This window comes from Burkholderia sp. BCC1998, from assembly GCF_905339875.1.
Classification (GTDB): Bacteria; Pseudomonadota; Gammaproteobacteria; order Burkholderiales; family Burkholderiaceae; genus Burkholderia.
Window position 1 is genome coordinate 78,687 of the sequence record NZ_CAJPHE010000017.1, and the last position, 14,653, is coordinate 93,339.

Genomic DNA, 14,653 nt, shown 5'->3' on the forward strand with positions numbered 1-14,653 from the left:
CCGCGTATCGGCACCATGCGGATCACCGGGCGCTTACGAATTCGCGGCGACCGGCGCGCGGCGGCGCTGGATCATCTGCAGCGCGACGAGCGCGAGCCCCGCCGCCGCGATCAGCCCGCCGACGAGCGGCACCGCCGCGTAGCCGAAGCCGGCCGAGATCGCCGCGCCGCCCGCTGCCGCGCCGACTGCGTTGCCGAGGTTGAACGCGCCGATGTTGACGGCCGACGCGAGGCCCGGGGCTTCGTGTGCGGCACGCATCACGCGCATCTGCAGCGGCGGGACCACCGCGAACGTCGCGACACCCCAGACCAGCAGCGTGACCGCGGCGCCGGCATGGGTGCGCGCGAGCAGCGGGAACGCGGCCATCGTCACGATCAGCAGCACCAGGAAGCCGATCAGCGTGCCGTCGAGCGAGCGGTCGGCGAGGCGGCCGCCGGCGATGTTGCCGATCGAGAAGCCGACGCCGATCAGCACGAGCATCGCGGTGACGAAGCCGGGCGTCGCGCCGCTCAGGTGTTCGAGCGTCGGGGCGACATACGTGTACAGCGTGAACATCGCGCCGGCGCCGAGCACCGTGGTCCCGAGCGCGCCGAGCACGACCGGGCGCGTCAGCACCGACAGTTCGGCACGCAGGTTCGGCATCCTGCCGGCTGCGCCCTTCGGCAGCGCGGCGAACAGGCCGGCGATCGCGATCAGGCCGAGCACCGCGGTCGCCGCGAACGACATGCGCCAGCCGATCATCTGGCCGAGCCAGGTCGCGGCCGGCACGCCGCCGACGTTCGCGATCGTGAGGCCCATGAACATCGTCGCGACCGCGCTGGCCTGCTTTTCACGCGGCACGAGGCTGGCCGCGACCACCGAGCCGAGCCCGAAGAACGCGCCGTGGTTCAGGCTCGTGACGAGTCGTGCGAGCAGCAGCGTCGTGTAGTCGGGCGCGACGGCCGACAGCAGGTTGCCGATCGTGAAGATCGACATCAGCGCGATCAGCGCCGAGCGGCGCGACCAGCGCGCGAGCAGCAGCGTCATCAGCGGCGCGCCGACCATCACGCCGATCGCATACGCGCTGATCAGCATGCCGGCCTGCGGAATCGACACGTGCACGCCGTCGGCGATCACGGGCAAGAGGCCCATCGGCGAGAACTCGGTCGTGCCGATGCCGAACGCACCGGCGGCGAGCGCCAGCAGCGGCAGTGCGGCGCTGCCGCCCGGGCGGGAAGGAGAAGAAGTCGTGGTGTTCACGCGATGCGCTCCGGTAAGCATGGGGCAACGGCACCGGGCCGTTGTGGACAGGGTGAAGTGTGCCTGCGTTACTTTTGCGGAAAAAGCCGTGCTCGGGCGAAATTATCTTGATTTCATGTCAACAATGCGCGATTGGGCTGCACGCGCGTACGGCCCGCAGCGCGGGGCTTCCCGCGCTGCGACGGCCGGCCGCCGGCCGTGCGGACGATCGAACCGTATCCGGAGCAAGGTTTTCGTCGTCGGACGGAACGCGGTGTCCGGGCGGGTGCGCGATCCGCTTGCGCGTCGCGCTCGATACGCGGCGGGTGTTCGGCGTGATGCGGGCGGCAGGCGGGGCAGGCGCGCGCGGGGGGGGGCGACCGGCGTACCGTGTCGTCAGGCCGGTCGGGCGACGGGCCGCACAGCCGGCGGGCCCGGCGCGAGCGCGTCATCCTTCCCGCCAACCCACCCTTTGCCGGCGCGGCTTGCCGCCCAAAAAAATCCCCGGTCACAGGGGGACCGTGGCCGGGGCGGAAAGGCATCCTCTCTTTGGCACGAGGGTGGATGCGGGCGCAGTATATTTCGGTGCATAACGTTTCGAAGTAACGTTAAACGGCCCTTTTTGGCGTCAATTTGAAAATTCCGGCGTGATGGCGTCGATCGTCACCGATTCGAAAGATTGGTCGTGCGCTCGGACGGACGTTCCGGGTGCGCGAAGACGCTAATACCGGCCGTCGTCCGAAGCGACTGCGCGCAGACGGCCGAATCCGCTGCCGCGCGCCGAGGCGAAATCCGCCGGCGTCGCGCGGGTCGCGCATGCTAGGCCGGTCGGTCAGTCCGCCCGTCCGGCCGCGTCGCGCACCGCCTCGAGAAACCGCGCGACGACGGGCGAAGCCGGCGCCGCCGCACCGTCGAACACGAACTCGATGTCGAAGCGGCTCGCGAGTTCGTCGAGTGCGACAAGCCGGACCGTGCGCGGGCACGTCGGCGACGCGCTTTCCGGCACGAATGCGCAGCCCATGCCGGCCGCGACGAGACCGATCAGCGTCGGGATGTCGCTGCCGACCTGCGCGATGCGCGGCGTGAAACCGGCCCGGTCGCACTGGGCCATCAGGAAGCGGTGGTGCGCGGCGGAGCGCTGCGCGTCGAACCAGACGAACGGTTCGTGCGCGACGTCGGCGAGCGTGCGCGGCGCGTGGAAGCGGCCGCCGGGCGGCGCGGGCATCGCGAGCACGAAGCGGTCGCTCAGCAGCCGCACGCCCGACAGATGCGGCGCCTCGTCGCGGCGCCACGCCATGATGCCGCCGTCGAGCTGGCCGCGCATCAGCGCCGCCGCCTGTTCGGCCGACAGCATCGGCGCGATCGACAGCTTCACGTCCGGACACGCGTCGCGAAACGCCTTCAGCACGTTCGCGACGACCGGCAGCGGCAGACAGTTCGGCAGCGCGCCGAGGCGCAGTTCGCCGAGCTGGCCGGCCGCGCTGCGCAATGCGCGTTCGCGGCTGTCCTGCAATGTCGCGAGCAGGCCGGTGGCATCCTGCAGGAAACTCGCGCCGGCCGCCGTGAGCGTGACGCCCGTCGCGCGGCGGATCAGCAGCGGCGTGCCGATCGCATCCTCGAGCTCGCGGATCTGCCGCGACAGCGCGGGCTGGACGATGCCGGCCGCGCGGGCGCCGGCCATCACGCTGCCGGCTTGCGCGACGGCCACGAAGTAACGCAGGTGACGCAGTTCGATCTGGCGCATGCGGTGTCGGCTCCGGTGTTCGGTCTCGATTCGGTGGATATGCCTGTCAAGCATAGCAAGTGCCATCCGATGGTATTGGAAAGCATGGCGGGCGTGCCGTACGATGGTCGTCGTTGCCGGGCCGGTTCACTGGCCCGTGCGTTCTCCTTGCCCCGATTCCCGACCGTGTCCCGCACCATGCCGCTTCATATCCAGACCCCCTATATCCGCTCGCAAATCGCGTCGCGCCGTCTCGGCAAGAACATCCGGCTGAAGCTCGACGCGCTGCAGCCGTCCGGCTCGTTCAAATTGCGCGGCATCGGCGCGGCGTGCGAAGCACGGCATGCGGCCGGCGCGCGCCGGTTCGTGTCGTCGTCGGGTGGCAATGCGGGCATCGCGGTCGCGTATTGCGGCCGCGAACTCGGTGTGCCGGTGCTCGTCGTCGTGCCGGAAACCGCGTCGGCCCGCGCGCGCGAGCTGATCCGCGTCGAGGGGGCGGAGGTGGTCGTGCACGGTGCGAGCTGGGCCGAGGCGAATGCGTTCGCGCTGTCGACCGTCGGTACGCAGGACGCGTTCGTGCATCCGTTCGACGATCCCGTGCTGTGGCAGGGGCACGCGACGATGATCGACGAGATGGCGGCGGCCGGCCCGAAGCCCGACGCGGTCGTGCTCGCGGTCGGCGGCGGCGGGCTGCTGTGCGGCGTGCTCGAGGGGCTCGCGCGCAACGGCTGGCACGACGTGCCGGTCGTCGCGGTCGGGACGGAAGGCGCCGACAGCTACGCGCGTTCGGTCGCGCACGGACACCCGGTCGAATTGCCGGCGATCACGAGCATCGCGACGTCGCTCGGCGCGAAGCGGCCGTGCGACGCGGCGGTCGCATGGGCGAAGCGGCACGCGATCCATCCGGTCGTCGTGTCGGATGCGCAGGCGGTGGCTGCGTCGCTGCGGTTCCTGGACGAGCACCGGATCGTCGTCGAGCCGGCGTGCGGTGCTGCGCTGGCCGCGCTCGAACAACCGGTGCCGGTGCTGGCTTCGGCGTCGGAGATCGCGGTGATCGTGTGCGGCGGCGTGACGGCGACGGCCGAGCAGATGCGGACGCTGAACGCGACGCTGCGGTAACGCGCTCGGGCATGTGACGCAGCGCAGCCGGATCGTGATGCGGACGAAGACGTCGCGGTGAAGTGACGGCGAAGTGACGGCGGGGCGGGACCGATCGCGGGCATCCGCGGAATCGGGGGCGTGTCGTCTGTCGCGACGGGCTGTTTCCGCTCGCGGGTTACGTCACGCCGGGCGCGCGCAGCCAGTGGCCGGGGGCAAGATCTTCTCGCCGGAGGGTGACGGGGCGGGGATCGGCCGGCGCACCGCGCACACGGTGCACGGCGCGGCGAGGGCGCGCGCGGTCAGTTCGCGGACGGCGCGCTGGCGCCGGTCGGTGCGGACGAGGCGACGGGGTCGGCAGCAGCGGGTGCGGACGTCTTGCCTGCCGGCGTCGGAGCAGCGTTCGAGGGCGTCGGCGCGGACGCCGCCGGCGCAGGCACCGTCGATGCCGGCGTGGCAGCGGCAGACGTCGACGTGGCCGGCGTCGAAGCGGACGTAGGCGCCGAAGCGGAAGTGGGCGTCGAAGCTGAAGCGGCTGCGGAGGCTGACGCGGGCGTCGAAGCCGAGGTGGGCGCCGAGGTCTTAGCAGGTACCGCAGCCGAAGCAGGCGCCGAAGCCCGCGCCGAGGCCGAAGCTTGTGCCGAACCCGAACCCGAACCCGAACCCGAACCCGAACCCGAACCCGAACCCGAACCCGGCGCGGCACCCGCCGCAGCCCCCGAACCCACTCCGGCTCCCAACCCCGACCCGACGGCCCGCATCGTCCCCGGCGCGACCACGGCCGATGCCGCAGCAGGCACGGCCGGCACGACCGACGTGCCCGACGTCGGCGCGACACTCGGAACGGACAGCGGCACCGGCGCCGCCGGCGGCGTCGGCACGACCGGCGTCGTCATCTTCATCGGCTCGCCCTGCGGCGTCGGCGCAGGCTCGGGCAGCGGCGTCACGGGCTCCTTCTCGGCCGCCTTCACGGTCGCGCGATCGCGGCGGGCCGGATCGATCTTCAGGAAATGCTCGACGAGATTGAAGAAGCGCTCGTAGAACACGCCGGCGGGAATCGTCTCGCTCGCGGTCTTCACGAGCGCGTCGTCGCTCGACCCGATCGGCAGCGACAGCGAACCGAACACGCTGAGCCCGACGCTCGCCGACGTATTCGACTTCTTCAGCGTGTAGCGGTCCTGCACCGCGTTCACGTACGCGATGCTCGACGAGCCGTCGGCAGTCGCGTCCGCGCACACGACGTGAAACTCGATCACGACGTGCATGTCGTTGCTCGGCTGGAAATTCTTGCTGCCGTCGACCGCATCGTTGCGCGACGACGACACGACATAACCCTGGCTCAGCAGCGCGCGCCGCGCGGCCTCGCAGGACGCGTCGGATTTAGAGTGGAACGTGTGCGCATACGGGCTGCTCGTCGCGTCGAACTGCTCCTGCTGGTAGATCGGCTTGGGTGGCGACGAGCACGCCGCCAGCACGGTCGCGGCCGCGAGCGCGCACGAAACGGAAAACAGGCGAAATCGGTTGTGCATGGCGTCTTTCAATAGGCTCGGCGAGATGCCGCGCGGGGCCGCGGGCGCAACGCACGCGGCGGCGGGGCCGGTGCGATGCGCGTGGCAATCTCGTATGGCCGGGGCGTCATTATAGTTTCGTTTGATGTCGCGCTCGCTTCAACCGGCCGGCGCCGGCCGCGCGGCGGCGAGCAAGCGCGACGCCAGCGGGTGGTGTTCGCCGCGCCGCGAACGGATCGCGTGGATCTCCTCGGTCACGTCGCCCGCGCGGCCGAGCCGGCGCAGCCCGCGCAGCAGCGATGCGTCGTTCGCGCCGAGTTCGCTGAGCGGAAACACGCCGAGGCCGCGCGCCGCGAACACGGCCATCAGCGCGCTGTCCTCGAATTCGCCAGCGATGCGGAGCACGATCCGTTCCCGCTCCAGCCACAGGTCGAGGCGCGCGCGCAGCGCCGAGTGGGCGGTCGGCAGCAGCACCGGCAGCTCGGCGAGGCACGCCGGAAAGCGCTGTCGCGCGGCCGGCGTGACGAGCGCCGCGGGCCCGTACCAGTCGACCGGCGACGCGACGAGCCGCTCGCTCGTCACGCGCAGGTTCGACCCCGACGGCGCGCCCTGGCCGGCCAGCACGAGGTCGAGGTGATGCAGCGCCAGTTCCGCGAGCAGCGCGTCGTGCTCGCCCTCGTGGCACAGCAGCCGCAGCGTGGGCGTGTCGAGCACCGGCGCGAGGAGCGCATGCGCGGCGAGCTTCGAGATCCCGTCCGCGAGGCCGACCGCGAGCCGTACGGTCGGCTGGCTGGCCGCCGCGCGCACTTCGTCGGGAATCAGCCGGCCCATCTCGAAGATGGCCTCCGCACGCGCATACGCGGCCTGGCCCGCGTCGGTCATCGCGACACCGCGCCCGGCCGGGCGCAGCAACTGGTGGCCGAGCGACTTTTCCAGCTCGCGGACCTGCGCGCTGATCGTCTGCACGGCCATGTCGAGCCGCTCGGCGGCGCGTGCGAAGCCGCCTTCCTTCACGACGACCCAGAAATAGTACAGATGGCGGAAATTCAGCATCGGATCGTTATTTCGTAAAAACCGAACCAAAGATCAGATTTTCTCTGATTTTTGCGAAGTCGTGCGCTACCTATCATCGGGCTTTCCACCTTCGAATCGGCCCTTTTCATGGACTCCCTGCTGACGCTTGCCGCCGACCCCGCCGTCTGGGCCGCGCTCCTGACGCTCGTCGTGATGGAAGTCGTGCTCGGCATCGACAACCTGATCTTCATCTCGATCCTCAGCAACAAGCTGCCCGAAGCGCAGCGCGCCCGCACACAGCGCCTCGGCATCGCGCTCGCGCTCGTGATGCGCCTCGCGCTGCTCGGCAGCGTCGCGTGGATCGCGAGCCTGACCGAACCCGTGTTCACGCTGTTCGATCACGCGTTCTCTTGGCGCGACATGATCCTGCTGTCGGGCGGCCTGTTCCTCGTATGGAAGGCGACCACCGAGATCCATCACCACGTGTCGCATGACGGCGACGGCGCGGGCGCGTCCGGCGGCGCGGCCGGCCTGACGATGTGGGCCGCGATCGGCCAGATCGTGATGCTCGACATCGTGTTCTCGATCGACAGCATCGTGACCGCGATCGGCATGACCGAGCACGTGCCGATCATGTTCGTCGCGGTGATCGTCGCGGTGTCCGTGATGCTGTTTGCCGCACAGCCGCTCGCACGGTTCATCGACCGCAACCCGACCATCGTGATGCTCGCGCTGTCGTTCCTCGTCGTGATCGGCATGACGCTGATCGCGGAAGGCTTCGGGTCGCACGTGCCGAAGGGCTATATCTACGCGGCCATGGCGTTCTCGGCGTTCGTCGAGGGCATGAACATGCTGGCGCGGCGTGCGAAGGCGAAGCGCGTGGCGCGCGGCGAAGGTCGCTGAGCCGGGAGGGCGGGCCGTGGCCCGCCCTCGATTCGGAATGTCCGACGAAAGGAGAAACGCGATGAAATGTCCGGTCTGCAAGACGCCCGACCTGCTGATGGCCGAGCGACAATCGATCGAGATCGACTACTGTCCGACGTGCCGCGGCGTGTGGCTCGATCGCGGCGAACTCGACAAGCTGATCGCGCGCGAAACCGGCGACGGGCCGGCGCGCCGCGACGAGGTGCCGGTGCGGCACGATGCGCAGGCGCCGCGCGGGCGTGACGACGGCTGGGGGCGCGACGGCCGCGCGCACGACGACCGTTACCGGCACGACGGCCGGCGTCGCAAGAAGTCGGTGTTCGACCTGTTCGATTTCGATTGACCGCGACGGCGAGCGTGTCCTGCTCGGCACATCGAAAAAAAGCCCCGCCGCGCGTCATGCCCGGCGGGGCTTCGTCATTCGTCATTCGTCATGCGCGTCGCGTGACGAACACGCGCCGACGTTACGCGTTGCCGGCCGTCACGTCGATGCGGCGCGGGCGCGTTTCCTCGCGGCGCGGAATCGTCAGCGTGAGCACGCCGTCGCGCAGGCTCGCATCGATCCGCGACGTGTCGAGGTCGGGGCTCAGCACGAACGTGCGCACGTAGCGCGGCGCGCGGACTTCGGCATGACGCACGCGCAGGTCGGCCGGCGTGTCGATGCGCGTGTCGGCTTCGATCGTCAGCGTGTTGTCGTGCACCTTCACGTCGAGGTTTTCGCGCGGCACGCCGGGCAGGTCGGCACGCAGCGTGACGCGCTGCCTGTCTTCGACGATATCGACGGCCGGCGTGATCGCGGGCCGGCGCGCGGCTTCGGCGGCGGCTGCCTGCGCGGCACCGGTCTGGCGTTCGGTCAGGGTCTGGCTCTGGCTCGTATTCATATCGTTCTCCTGAAGGTTACTGAACGGTGATCGCGCGCGGCTTCGAGGCCTCGCGCCGGCCGACGCGAATCAGCAGGCAGCCGTTTTCATAACGGGCGCTGACGTTGTCGGCGTCCGCGTTCTGCGGCAGCTCGACCACGCGGCGGAATGCGCCGTGAAAGCGCTCCTGCGCGTAGGTGCGTACGTCGTCGCCGGCGTCGTGCGGTGCGGGTTTGCGCTCGCCGCTGATCGTCAGCAGGTCCTTGTCGATCGAGACGTCGAAGTCGGCCGCGGCCATGCCGGGAGCGAACGCGACGATCTCGATCGCGTCGTCGGTCGCGCCGACGTTCAGCGCGGGGAACGCGCTCGGCCGCACCGCGCGGATGCCGGTCGGGGGCTCGCCGAACAGGCTCGCCATCTGCCGCTGCACGCGGGCGAATTCGTCGAACAGGTCGTGACCGAAATGAATACCGCTCATGAGGATCCTCCGGAACATGAGGCGCGAAAGACACGATGGCGCGACGCCGATGGCGAGTGCGACGCACGGTTTTCCGCTGAGTCGAAACGGGGGCAGTGCGCGTGACGGGCACTGCCTGGCAACGGGTAATTAGAGGCCGCCGCGGTGGTTTTCAAGAGGGAAAGTGCAATCGGCATCAACGCGTCGTGACGGGGATCGATGCGACAATCGTCGCGCTATCCACAGACCACGGAGACGGAACGGACATGGACATTCAACGCATCGCGATCGTCGGGGCCGGCGTGATCGGCGCGAGCTGGGCGGCTTTCTATCTGTCGAAGGGCTTCGACGTCGTCGCGACCGATCCCGCACCGCAGGCCGACGCGCGGCTGCGCGACGCGCTCGCGGCCTTCCTCGGCGAGCGGGCCGCCGAACTTTCCGCGCGGCTGTCGTTCGACGCCGATCTCGTGCGCGCGCTCGACGGCGTCGATTTCGTGCAGGAAAACGGCCCCGAGCGGCTCGACCTGAAGCGCGCGCTGTACCGGCAGATGGACGACGTGCTGCCCGCGCGCGTGCCGATCGCGTCGAGCTCGTCGGGCCTGAAGATGTCCGAGATCCAGACCGCGTGCGACAGGCATCGGGAACGCTGCCTGATCGCGCATCCGTTCAACCCGCCGCACCTGATTCCGCTCGTCGAGCTGGTCGGCGGCAGCGCGACCGACCCGAGCGTGATCGCGCGCGTGAAGGCGTTCTACGACGCACTCGGCAAGCAGACGATCGTGCTCAACAAGGAGATGACCGGCCACGTCGCGAACCGGCTCGCGGCCGCGCTGTTTCGCGAGGTGTATCACCTCGTCGGCGAGGGCGTGGTGAGCGTCGCCGATGCGGACAAGGCGGTCGCGTGGGGGCCGGGCCTGCGCTGGGGGCTGATGGGGCAGTGCCTGACCTATCACCTCGGCGGCGGCGCGGGCGGGATCGCGCACTTCCTCGAACACCTGTCGGGGCCGATCACGACGTGGTGGGACGATCTCGGCACGCCGTCGTTCGACCCGGCCGTCGATCGCAAGCTGAACGACGAACTGCGCGCGATCCAGGGCGAGCGTTCGATGCAGGAACTGGCGGCCGAGCGCGACCGGCTGCTCGTCGAGCTGGTCGACGCGCGGCGCCGCAGCTTCCTGCCCTGAGCGCGTCGCCGCGCGGCGTTCCGGTCGCGCCGGGAAGGCTATTGCTGCACGGCCGTTTGCGGTGCCGGCTGCGGCGTCTGCGCGAGCCACGCGGGCAGCGCGGCCTGCACCAGTTCGCGATTGCGCGCGCGCGTCGCGGCATCCGGCGGATAGTTACCGTCGTTGGTCGGCAGTTCGCCGTCGAGGTAGGCCTGCTTCAGCTGGGCGACGACTTCCGCGCGCGTGAGGCCCTGCGCGGGGGCGGCGGCATCGGTTTGCGCAAAGGCGGGGGACAGCAGCGCGGCTGCGGCGGCCGCGACGGCGATTCGCACGACGTTCATGGTGTGCTCCGATCAAGGGGACGGGACAGCGGACGCGCGGCACACTGCCGTGCGTTCCGATGCGGCCCATTGTCGCGAGCGGGGACTGCGCGGACGCTGACGCGTTCCGGGCAAGATGGTCAGTTGCGCGCGAACACCGCGGCGGCGTTGGCGTGAAGGCGGCAGCCAGCGTTACAGCTCGGCCGCTGCCGCGATCAGCGTCGCTTCGAGCGCGAGCGTCGAGCGCGACGCGGCCGCCGGCCGGTCGATCACGTATTCGAGTTCGCCGAGTTCGGGCAGCCCCGCGTCGAGCCGCGCGAGCCCGGCCGGAATCACGTAGCCGGCGAACGCGCTGACGCCGAGCCCCGCGCTCGCGGCCGCGCGCAGCACCGCGATGCTGCTGCTCACGACGGCGATCCGGTAAGGGCGGCCGACCGCCTCCAGCGACTCGAGCACGCGGCGGCGCGATACGCTCGGCTCCGGATGCATCGCGAGCGGCAGCACGGCCTCATGGCCGGTGATCCGCGAATCGGGGCCGGTGCACCAGTACAGCGGTTCGCTGCGGATCACGCGGCCGCGCCGGCTGCCCGCGACGCGTTTCGCGAACACCAGGTCGTGACGGCCTTCGTCGAGCGCATCGAACAGGTCGCCCGACAGCCCGGTCGAGATCGCGAGCTCGACTTCCGGATTGCGCTGCACGAAGCTCGCGAGCGCGGCCGTCAGGTGCGCGGACGCGAAATCCTCCGACATCGCGAGCCGCACCTTGCCCGACAGCGGCGGGCCGCACACCGACGTGACGGCCTCGTCCATCAGCTCGAGGATGCGCACCGCGTAGCGGAACAGCGCGTCGCCGTGCTGCGACAGGTGCACGTTGCGCGTGTCGCGCTCGAACAGCGGCCGGTCGAGCAGTTCCTCGAGGCGGCGGATGTGCTGGCTGACGGTCGACTGCGACAGGCTCACGCGTTCGGACGCGGCGGTGAAACTGCCGGACTGGGCGACGGCGACGAAGCTGCGCAGCAGCTCGGGCGGTAATGGACGCATTGCTAAATCCACTGAATCGGTTTCGACAACTTCATAAATGGCCGGATGGTGCGGCGCTAGTATCGGATCACGCGCTGGTGCGGCCCATGCAAACGGGGCGCACCGGACGCGTAGCCCGTGTCGCGCCGCCGGCTCCATCGGTCAGTCTAAGCCATCCGGCGTCCGGCCCGAAACCGCATCATCCCATCGACCGCCCGAGAACGCGCTCGCACGACGAGCCGCCGGGCCGCGGCGCCCCGCCGCAGGAGACACCCAGTCCGCGCCCGGAACCGGCATGCGGGCCCGACTCCCGCACGCGTCAGGCACCCGTCACGAAGAGACTGGAGACGACTCATGATCATCTACGGAACCGCGCTGCTGGCGTTCTGCCATCTGGCCGGACTGTTCCTCGGCGACCTGCTGGGCGCAGCGATCGGCGTGAAGACCAACGTCGGCGGCGTCGGCATCGCGATGCTGCTGCTGATCTGCCTGCGCCTGTGGCTGCACCGGCGCGGCTGGCTGCCGAAGGAGACCGAGGCCGGCGTCGGTTTCTGGGGCGCGATGTACATCCCGGTCGTCGTCGCGATGGCCGCGAACCAGAACGTCGTCGCCGCGCTGAAGGGCGGGCCGGTCGCGCTGCTCGCCGCCATCGGCGCGGTCGCGATCTGCGCATGCTGCATCGCGGTACTCGTGCGCACCGGGCGCGACGACACGGCCTTCGCGGGCGTGCCGCAATTCGAAGAACAGTAACGGAGGCCGCGATGCTGCAGATGCTCGAAAAAACCGTCGCCCACAACGGGCTCGTCGCGTCGTTCGCGCTGGTCGGCCTGATCATGTGGCTGTCGTCGCTCGCGTCGCGCAAGCTCACCTTCGGCCGCGTGCATGGCTCCGCGATCGCGATCGTGATCGGCCTCGTGCTTGCGTACGTCGGCGGCGCGTTCACCGGCGGCGAGAAGGGGCTGGCCGACGTCAAGCTGTTCGCCGGCGTCGGCCTGATGGGCGGCGCGATGCTGCGCGATTTCGCGATCGTCGCGACCGCGTTCGAAGTGCAGCCGACCGAGGCGCGCAAGGCCGGCCTCGTCGGCGTCGTGTCGCTGCTGCTCGGCACCGTGCTGCCGTTCATCGTCGGCGCGTGCATCGCGCGCGCGTTCGGTTATACCGATGCGGTCAGCATGACGACCATCGGCGCGGGCGCCGTCACCTACATCGTCGGGCCCGTGACGGGCGCCGCGATCGGCGCGAGCTCCGACGTGATCGCGCTCAGCATCGCGACAGGCCTCGTGAAGGCGATCATCGTGATGATCGGCACGCCGGTCGTGGCGAACTTCATGGGCCTGAAGACGCCGCGCTCCGCGATGATCTTCGGCGGCCTCGCCGGCACCGTGAGCGGCGTGAGCGCGGGCCTTGCCGCGACCGACCGCCGGCTCGTGCCGTACGGCGCGCTGGTCGCGACGTTCCATACCGGCGTCGGCTGCCTGCTCGGGCCGTCGGTGCTGTTCTTCACGACACGCGCGCTGGTCGGCGCATAGCCGCCACGCGTGCGATCCGGGCGATCGGTGCGCAAGCGCCGGCGCGTGCGGGCCGCGGCGGGGCCGCATCCATCGCGGCGTCCTCTGAGTCGCATTCGTCAACATCATCAATCGGCGGCGGCGCCAGGCTTAGAATGCCGCTGAACCATCGAAGCGGGAGAACTGTTCATGACGGGATGGAATCACGCGCGGCAGGCGCGCGATGCGCGGCTCGCGGCCGGTGCGGCTTACGCGCACGGCAAGCGGGTCGATGCGCGCGACACCGTCGCGTTGCTCGAAGCGGTGCTGCGGCCCGGCGACCGCGTTTGCCTCGAAGGCGACAACCAGAAGCAGGCCGACCTGCTCGCCACCGCGCTCGCCGACGTCGACAGCGCGAAGATCCACGACCTGCACATGGTGCAGTCGGGCGTCGTGCTGCCCGAGCATCTCGACGTGTTCGAGCGGGGCATCGCGAAGCGTCTCGACTTCGCGTATTCGGGCCCGCAGTCGCAGCGCATCGCGAAGCTGCTGTTCGGCGGCAAGATCGCGCTCGGCGCGGTGCACACCTATCTTGAACTGTTCGCCCGCTACTTCATCGACCTCACGCCGCAGGTCGCGCTGATCGCCGCGGTCAGCGCCGATGCCGACGGCAACCTGTACACCGGCCCGAACACGGAAGACACACCGACCGTCGTCGAGGCCACCGCGTTCAAGGACGGCATCGTGATCGCGCAGGTCGACCGCATCGTCGACAAGGTGCCGCGCGTCGACATTCCGGGCGACCGCGTGCATTTCGTCGTCGAGGCCGGCCGGCCGTTCTACGTCGAGCCGCTGTTCACGCGCGACCCGGCCGCGATCACCGAGACCCAGATCCTGACCGCGATGCTCGCGATCAAGGGCATCTACGAACCGTACGGCATCAAGCGCCTGAACCACGGGATCGGCTTCAACACGGCCGCGATCGAGCTGCTGCTGCCGACCTACGGCGCGAAGCTCGGGCTGAAGGGCAAGGTCTGCACGCACTGGGCGCTCAATCCGCACCCGACGCTGATTCCCGCGATCGAATCGGGCTGGGTCGAGCAGGTTCACTGCTTCGGCTCCGAAGTCGGGATGGACGACTACATCCGCGCGCGCTCCGACGTGTGGTTCACGGGCCCCGACGGGTCGCTGCGCTCGAACCGCGCGTTCTGCCAGACCGCCGGCCTCTACGCATGCGACATGTTCATCGGCTCGACGCTGCAGATCGACCTGTCCGGCCATTCGTCGACGGTCACGGCCGAGCGGATCGCCGGCTTCGGCGGCGCGCCGAACATGGGCAGCGACGCACGCGGCCGGCGTCACCCGAGCGAGCCGTGGCTGAAGGCCGGTGCGGAGGCCGACCCCGACACGCCTGCGGCGCTCAGGCGCGGCCGCAAGCTGGTCGTGCAGATCGGCGAGACGTTCGGCGACAAGAACGTGCCGATGTTCGTCGAGAAGCTCGACGCGCTGAAGCTCGCCGACAAGCTGCAGCTCGACCTCGCGCCGATCATGGTCTACGGTGACGACGTCACGCACATCGTCACCGAGGAAGGGATCGCGAACCTGCTGATGTGCCGCGACAAGGACGAACGCGAGCACGCGATCCGCGGCGTGGCCGGCTATACGGAAGTCGGCCGCGGGCGCGATCGCAGGCTGGTCGAGCGGCTGCGCGAGCGCGGCGTGATCCGCCGCCCGGAGGATCTCGGCATCGATCCGCTCGACGCCGACCGCCGCTGGCTTGCCGCGCGCTCGATCAAGGATCTCGTGCACTGGTCGGGCGGCCTGTATGCGCCGCCGGCCCGGTTCCGCAACTGGTGAGGAA

15 protein-coding genes are annotated in these 14,653 nt (G+C 70.0%); 7 read left to right on the top strand and 8 right to left on the bottom strand.

Annotated elements, in window-relative coordinates:
- Positions 1-33: 33 nt before the first annotated feature.
- Together U5A56_RS25905 and U5A56_RS25910 are read right to left on the bottom strand one after the other, a co-directional pair.
- Complete coding sequence (locus U5A56_RS25905; protein WP_321925256.1) at positions 34-1,239, bottom strand: MFS transporter; 1,206 nt, start codon at positions 1,237-1,239, stop codon at positions 34-36.
- Positions 1,240-2,050: 811 nt separating this feature from the next.
- On the bottom strand, positions 2,051-2,962 hold the full coding sequence (locus U5A56_RS25910; protein ID WP_321811730.1) for a LysR family transcriptional regulator: 912 nt from the start codon (positions 2,960-2,962) through the stop codon (positions 2,051-2,053).
- Between the two features lie 177 nt (positions 2,963-3,139).
- On the opposite strand from U5A56_RS25910, the gene U5A56_RS25915 reads away from it, so the two are divergent.
- A complete protein-coding gene (locus tag U5A56_RS25915; protein ID WP_321925339.1) occupies positions 3,140-4,060 on the top strand; it encodes a pyridoxal-phosphate dependent enzyme in 921 nt (306 codons plus the stop codon).
- A gap of 281 nt (positions 4,061-4,341) precedes the next feature.
- On the opposite strand, the gene U5A56_RS25920 is transcribed toward U5A56_RS25915, so the two are convergent.
- Both U5A56_RS25920 and U5A56_RS25925 read right to left on the bottom strand, forming a co-directional pair.
- On the bottom strand, positions 4,342-5,568 hold the full coding sequence (locus U5A56_RS25920; protein WP_321925258.1) for a DUF2242 domain-containing protein: 1,227 nt from the start codon (positions 5,566-5,568) through the stop codon (positions 4,342-4,344).
- A 138-nt stretch (positions 5,569-5,706) separates the two neighbouring features.
- Entirely contained in the window at positions 5,707-6,600 is an 894-nt protein-coding gene (locus U5A56_RS25925; protein ID WP_321925260.1) for a LysR family transcriptional regulator, read from the bottom strand.
- 108 nt (positions 6,601-6,708) lie between these two features.
- Between U5A56_RS25925 and U5A56_RS25930 the strand changes: the two genes are divergently transcribed.
- Positions 6,709-7,464 carry a TerC family protein gene (locus tag U5A56_RS25930; protein ID WP_044844925.1) on the top strand — a complete coding sequence of 252 codons (756 nt, stop codon included), beginning with the start codon at positions 6,709-6,711 and terminating at the stop codon, positions 7,462-7,464.
- A 61-nt stretch (positions 7,465-7,525) separates the two neighbouring features.
- Positions 7,526-7,828: a zf-TFIIB domain-containing protein gene (locus U5A56_RS25935; protein ID WP_044844924.1), complete on the top strand. Its 303-nt coding sequence runs from the start codon at positions 7,526-7,528 to the stop codon at positions 7,826-7,828.
- Positions 7,829-7,949: 121 nt separating this feature from the next.
- On the opposite strand, the gene U5A56_RS25940 is transcribed toward U5A56_RS25935, so the two are convergent.
- Together U5A56_RS25940 and U5A56_RS25945 are read right to left on the bottom strand one after the other, a co-directional pair.
- Positions 7,950-8,366: an Hsp20/alpha crystallin family protein gene (locus U5A56_RS25940; protein ID WP_044844923.1), complete on the bottom strand. Its 417-nt coding sequence runs from the start codon at positions 8,364-8,366 to the stop codon at positions 7,950-7,952.
- Positions 8,367-8,382: 16 nt separating this feature from the next.
- The gene (locus tag U5A56_RS25945; protein WP_044844922.1) at positions 8,383-8,823 is read right to left on the bottom strand and encodes an Hsp20/alpha crystallin family protein; all 441 of its coding nucleotides are present in this window, start codon (positions 8,821-8,823) and stop codon (positions 8,383-8,385) included.
- 245 nt (positions 8,824-9,068) lie between these two features.
- Between U5A56_RS25945 and U5A56_RS25950 the strand changes: the two genes are divergently transcribed.
- On the top strand, positions 9,069-9,986 hold the full coding sequence (locus U5A56_RS25950) for a 3-hydroxyacyl-CoA dehydrogenase NAD-binding domain-containing protein (protein WP_321925263.1): 918 nt from the start codon (positions 9,069-9,071) through the stop codon (positions 9,984-9,986).
- A 38-nt stretch (positions 9,987-10,024) separates the two neighbouring features.
- Here the strand turns inward: U5A56_RS25950 and U5A56_RS25955 are convergent, their stop codons facing one another.
- Positions 10,025-10,306, bottom strand: a complete 282-nt coding sequence (locus U5A56_RS25955; RefSeq protein WP_321822483.1) for a DUF4148 domain-containing protein — start codon at positions 10,304-10,306, stop codon at positions 10,025-10,027.
- A 171-nt stretch (positions 10,307-10,477) separates the two neighbouring features.
- Positions 10,478-11,326, bottom strand: a complete 849-nt coding sequence (locus U5A56_RS25960; RefSeq protein WP_039322076.1) for a LysR substrate-binding domain-containing protein — start codon at positions 11,324-11,326, stop codon at positions 10,478-10,480.
- 333 nt (positions 11,327-11,659) lie between these two features.
- Here U5A56_RS25960 and madL point away from each other — a divergent pair, with 333 nt between their 5' ends.
- The 3 genes from madL to mdcA all read left to right on the top strand — a co-directional run bounded on the left by madL (position 11,660) and on the right by mdcA (position 14,649).
- On the top strand, positions 11,660-12,055 hold the full coding sequence (gene madL / locus U5A56_RS25965; protein WP_044844919.1) for a malonate transporter subunit MadL: 396 nt from the start codon (positions 11,660-11,662) through the stop codon (positions 12,053-12,055).
- An 11-nt stretch (positions 12,056-12,066) separates the two neighbouring features.
- Entirely contained in the window at positions 12,067-12,834 is a 768-nt protein-coding gene (gene madM, locus U5A56_RS25970) for a malonate transporter subunit MadM (protein WP_321925265.1), read from the top strand.
- 168 nt (positions 12,835-13,002) lie between these two features.
- Positions 13,003-14,649 (top strand): malonate decarboxylase subunit alpha, encoded by a 1,647-nt coding sequence (mdcA, locus tag U5A56_RS25975; RefSeq protein ID WP_044844917.1) that lies wholly within the window; start codon positions 13,003-13,005, stop codon positions 14,647-14,649.
- The last annotated feature ends 4 nt before the right edge of the window (positions 14,650-14,653 follow it).

Bases quoted from the DNA above. Each gene is read 5' to 3' on its own strand.
- U5A56_RS25910 (WP_321811730.1), bottom strand. From the start codon at position 2,962: ATGCGCCAGATCGAACTGCGTCACCTGCGTTACTTCGTGGCCGTCGCG.
- U5A56_RS25915 (WP_321925339.1), top strand. From the start codon at position 3,140: ATGCCGCTTCATATCCAGACCCCCTATATCCGCTCGCAAATCGCGTCG.
- U5A56_RS25920 (WP_321925258.1), bottom strand. From the start codon at position 5,568: ATGCACAACCGATTTCGCCTGTTTTCCGTTTCGTGCGCGCTCGCGGCC.
- U5A56_RS25925 (WP_321925260.1), bottom strand. From the start codon at position 6,600: ATGCTGAATTTCCGCCATCTGTACTATTTCTGGGTCGTCGTGAAGGAA.
- U5A56_RS25930 (WP_044844925.1), top strand. From the start codon at position 6,709: ATGGACTCCCTGCTGACGCTTGCCGCCGACCCCGCCGTCTGGGCCGCG.
- U5A56_RS25935 (WP_044844924.1), top strand. From the start codon at position 7,526: ATGAAATGTCCGGTCTGCAAGACGCCCGACCTGCTGATGGCCGAGCGA.
- U5A56_RS25940 (WP_044844923.1), bottom strand. From the start codon at position 8,366: ATGAATACGAGCCAGAGCCAGACCCTGACCGAACGCCAGACCGGTGCC.
- U5A56_RS25945 (WP_044844922.1), bottom strand. From the start codon at position 8,823: ATGAGCGGTATTCATTTCGGTCACGACCTGTTCGACGAATTCGCCCGC.
- U5A56_RS25950 (WP_321925263.1), top strand. From the start codon at position 9,069: ATGGACATTCAACGCATCGCGATCGTCGGGGCCGGCGTGATCGGCGCG.
- U5A56_RS25955 (WP_321822483.1), bottom strand. From the start codon at position 10,306: ATGAACGTCGTGCGAATCGCCGTCGCGGCCGCCGCAGCCGCGCTGCTG.
- U5A56_RS25960 (WP_039322076.1), bottom strand. From the start codon at position 11,326: ATGCGTCCATTACCGCCCGAGCTGCTGCGCAGCTTCGTCGCCGTCGCC.
- madL (WP_044844919.1), top strand. From the start codon at position 11,660: ATGATCATCTACGGAACCGCGCTGCTGGCGTTCTGCCATCTGGCCGGA.
- madM (WP_321925265.1), top strand. From the start codon at position 12,067: ATGCTGCAGATGCTCGAAAAAACCGTCGCCCACAACGGGCTCGTCGCG.
- mdcA (WP_044844917.1), top strand. From the start codon at position 13,003: ATGACGGGATGGAATCACGCGCGGCAGGCGCGCGATGCGCGGCTCGCG.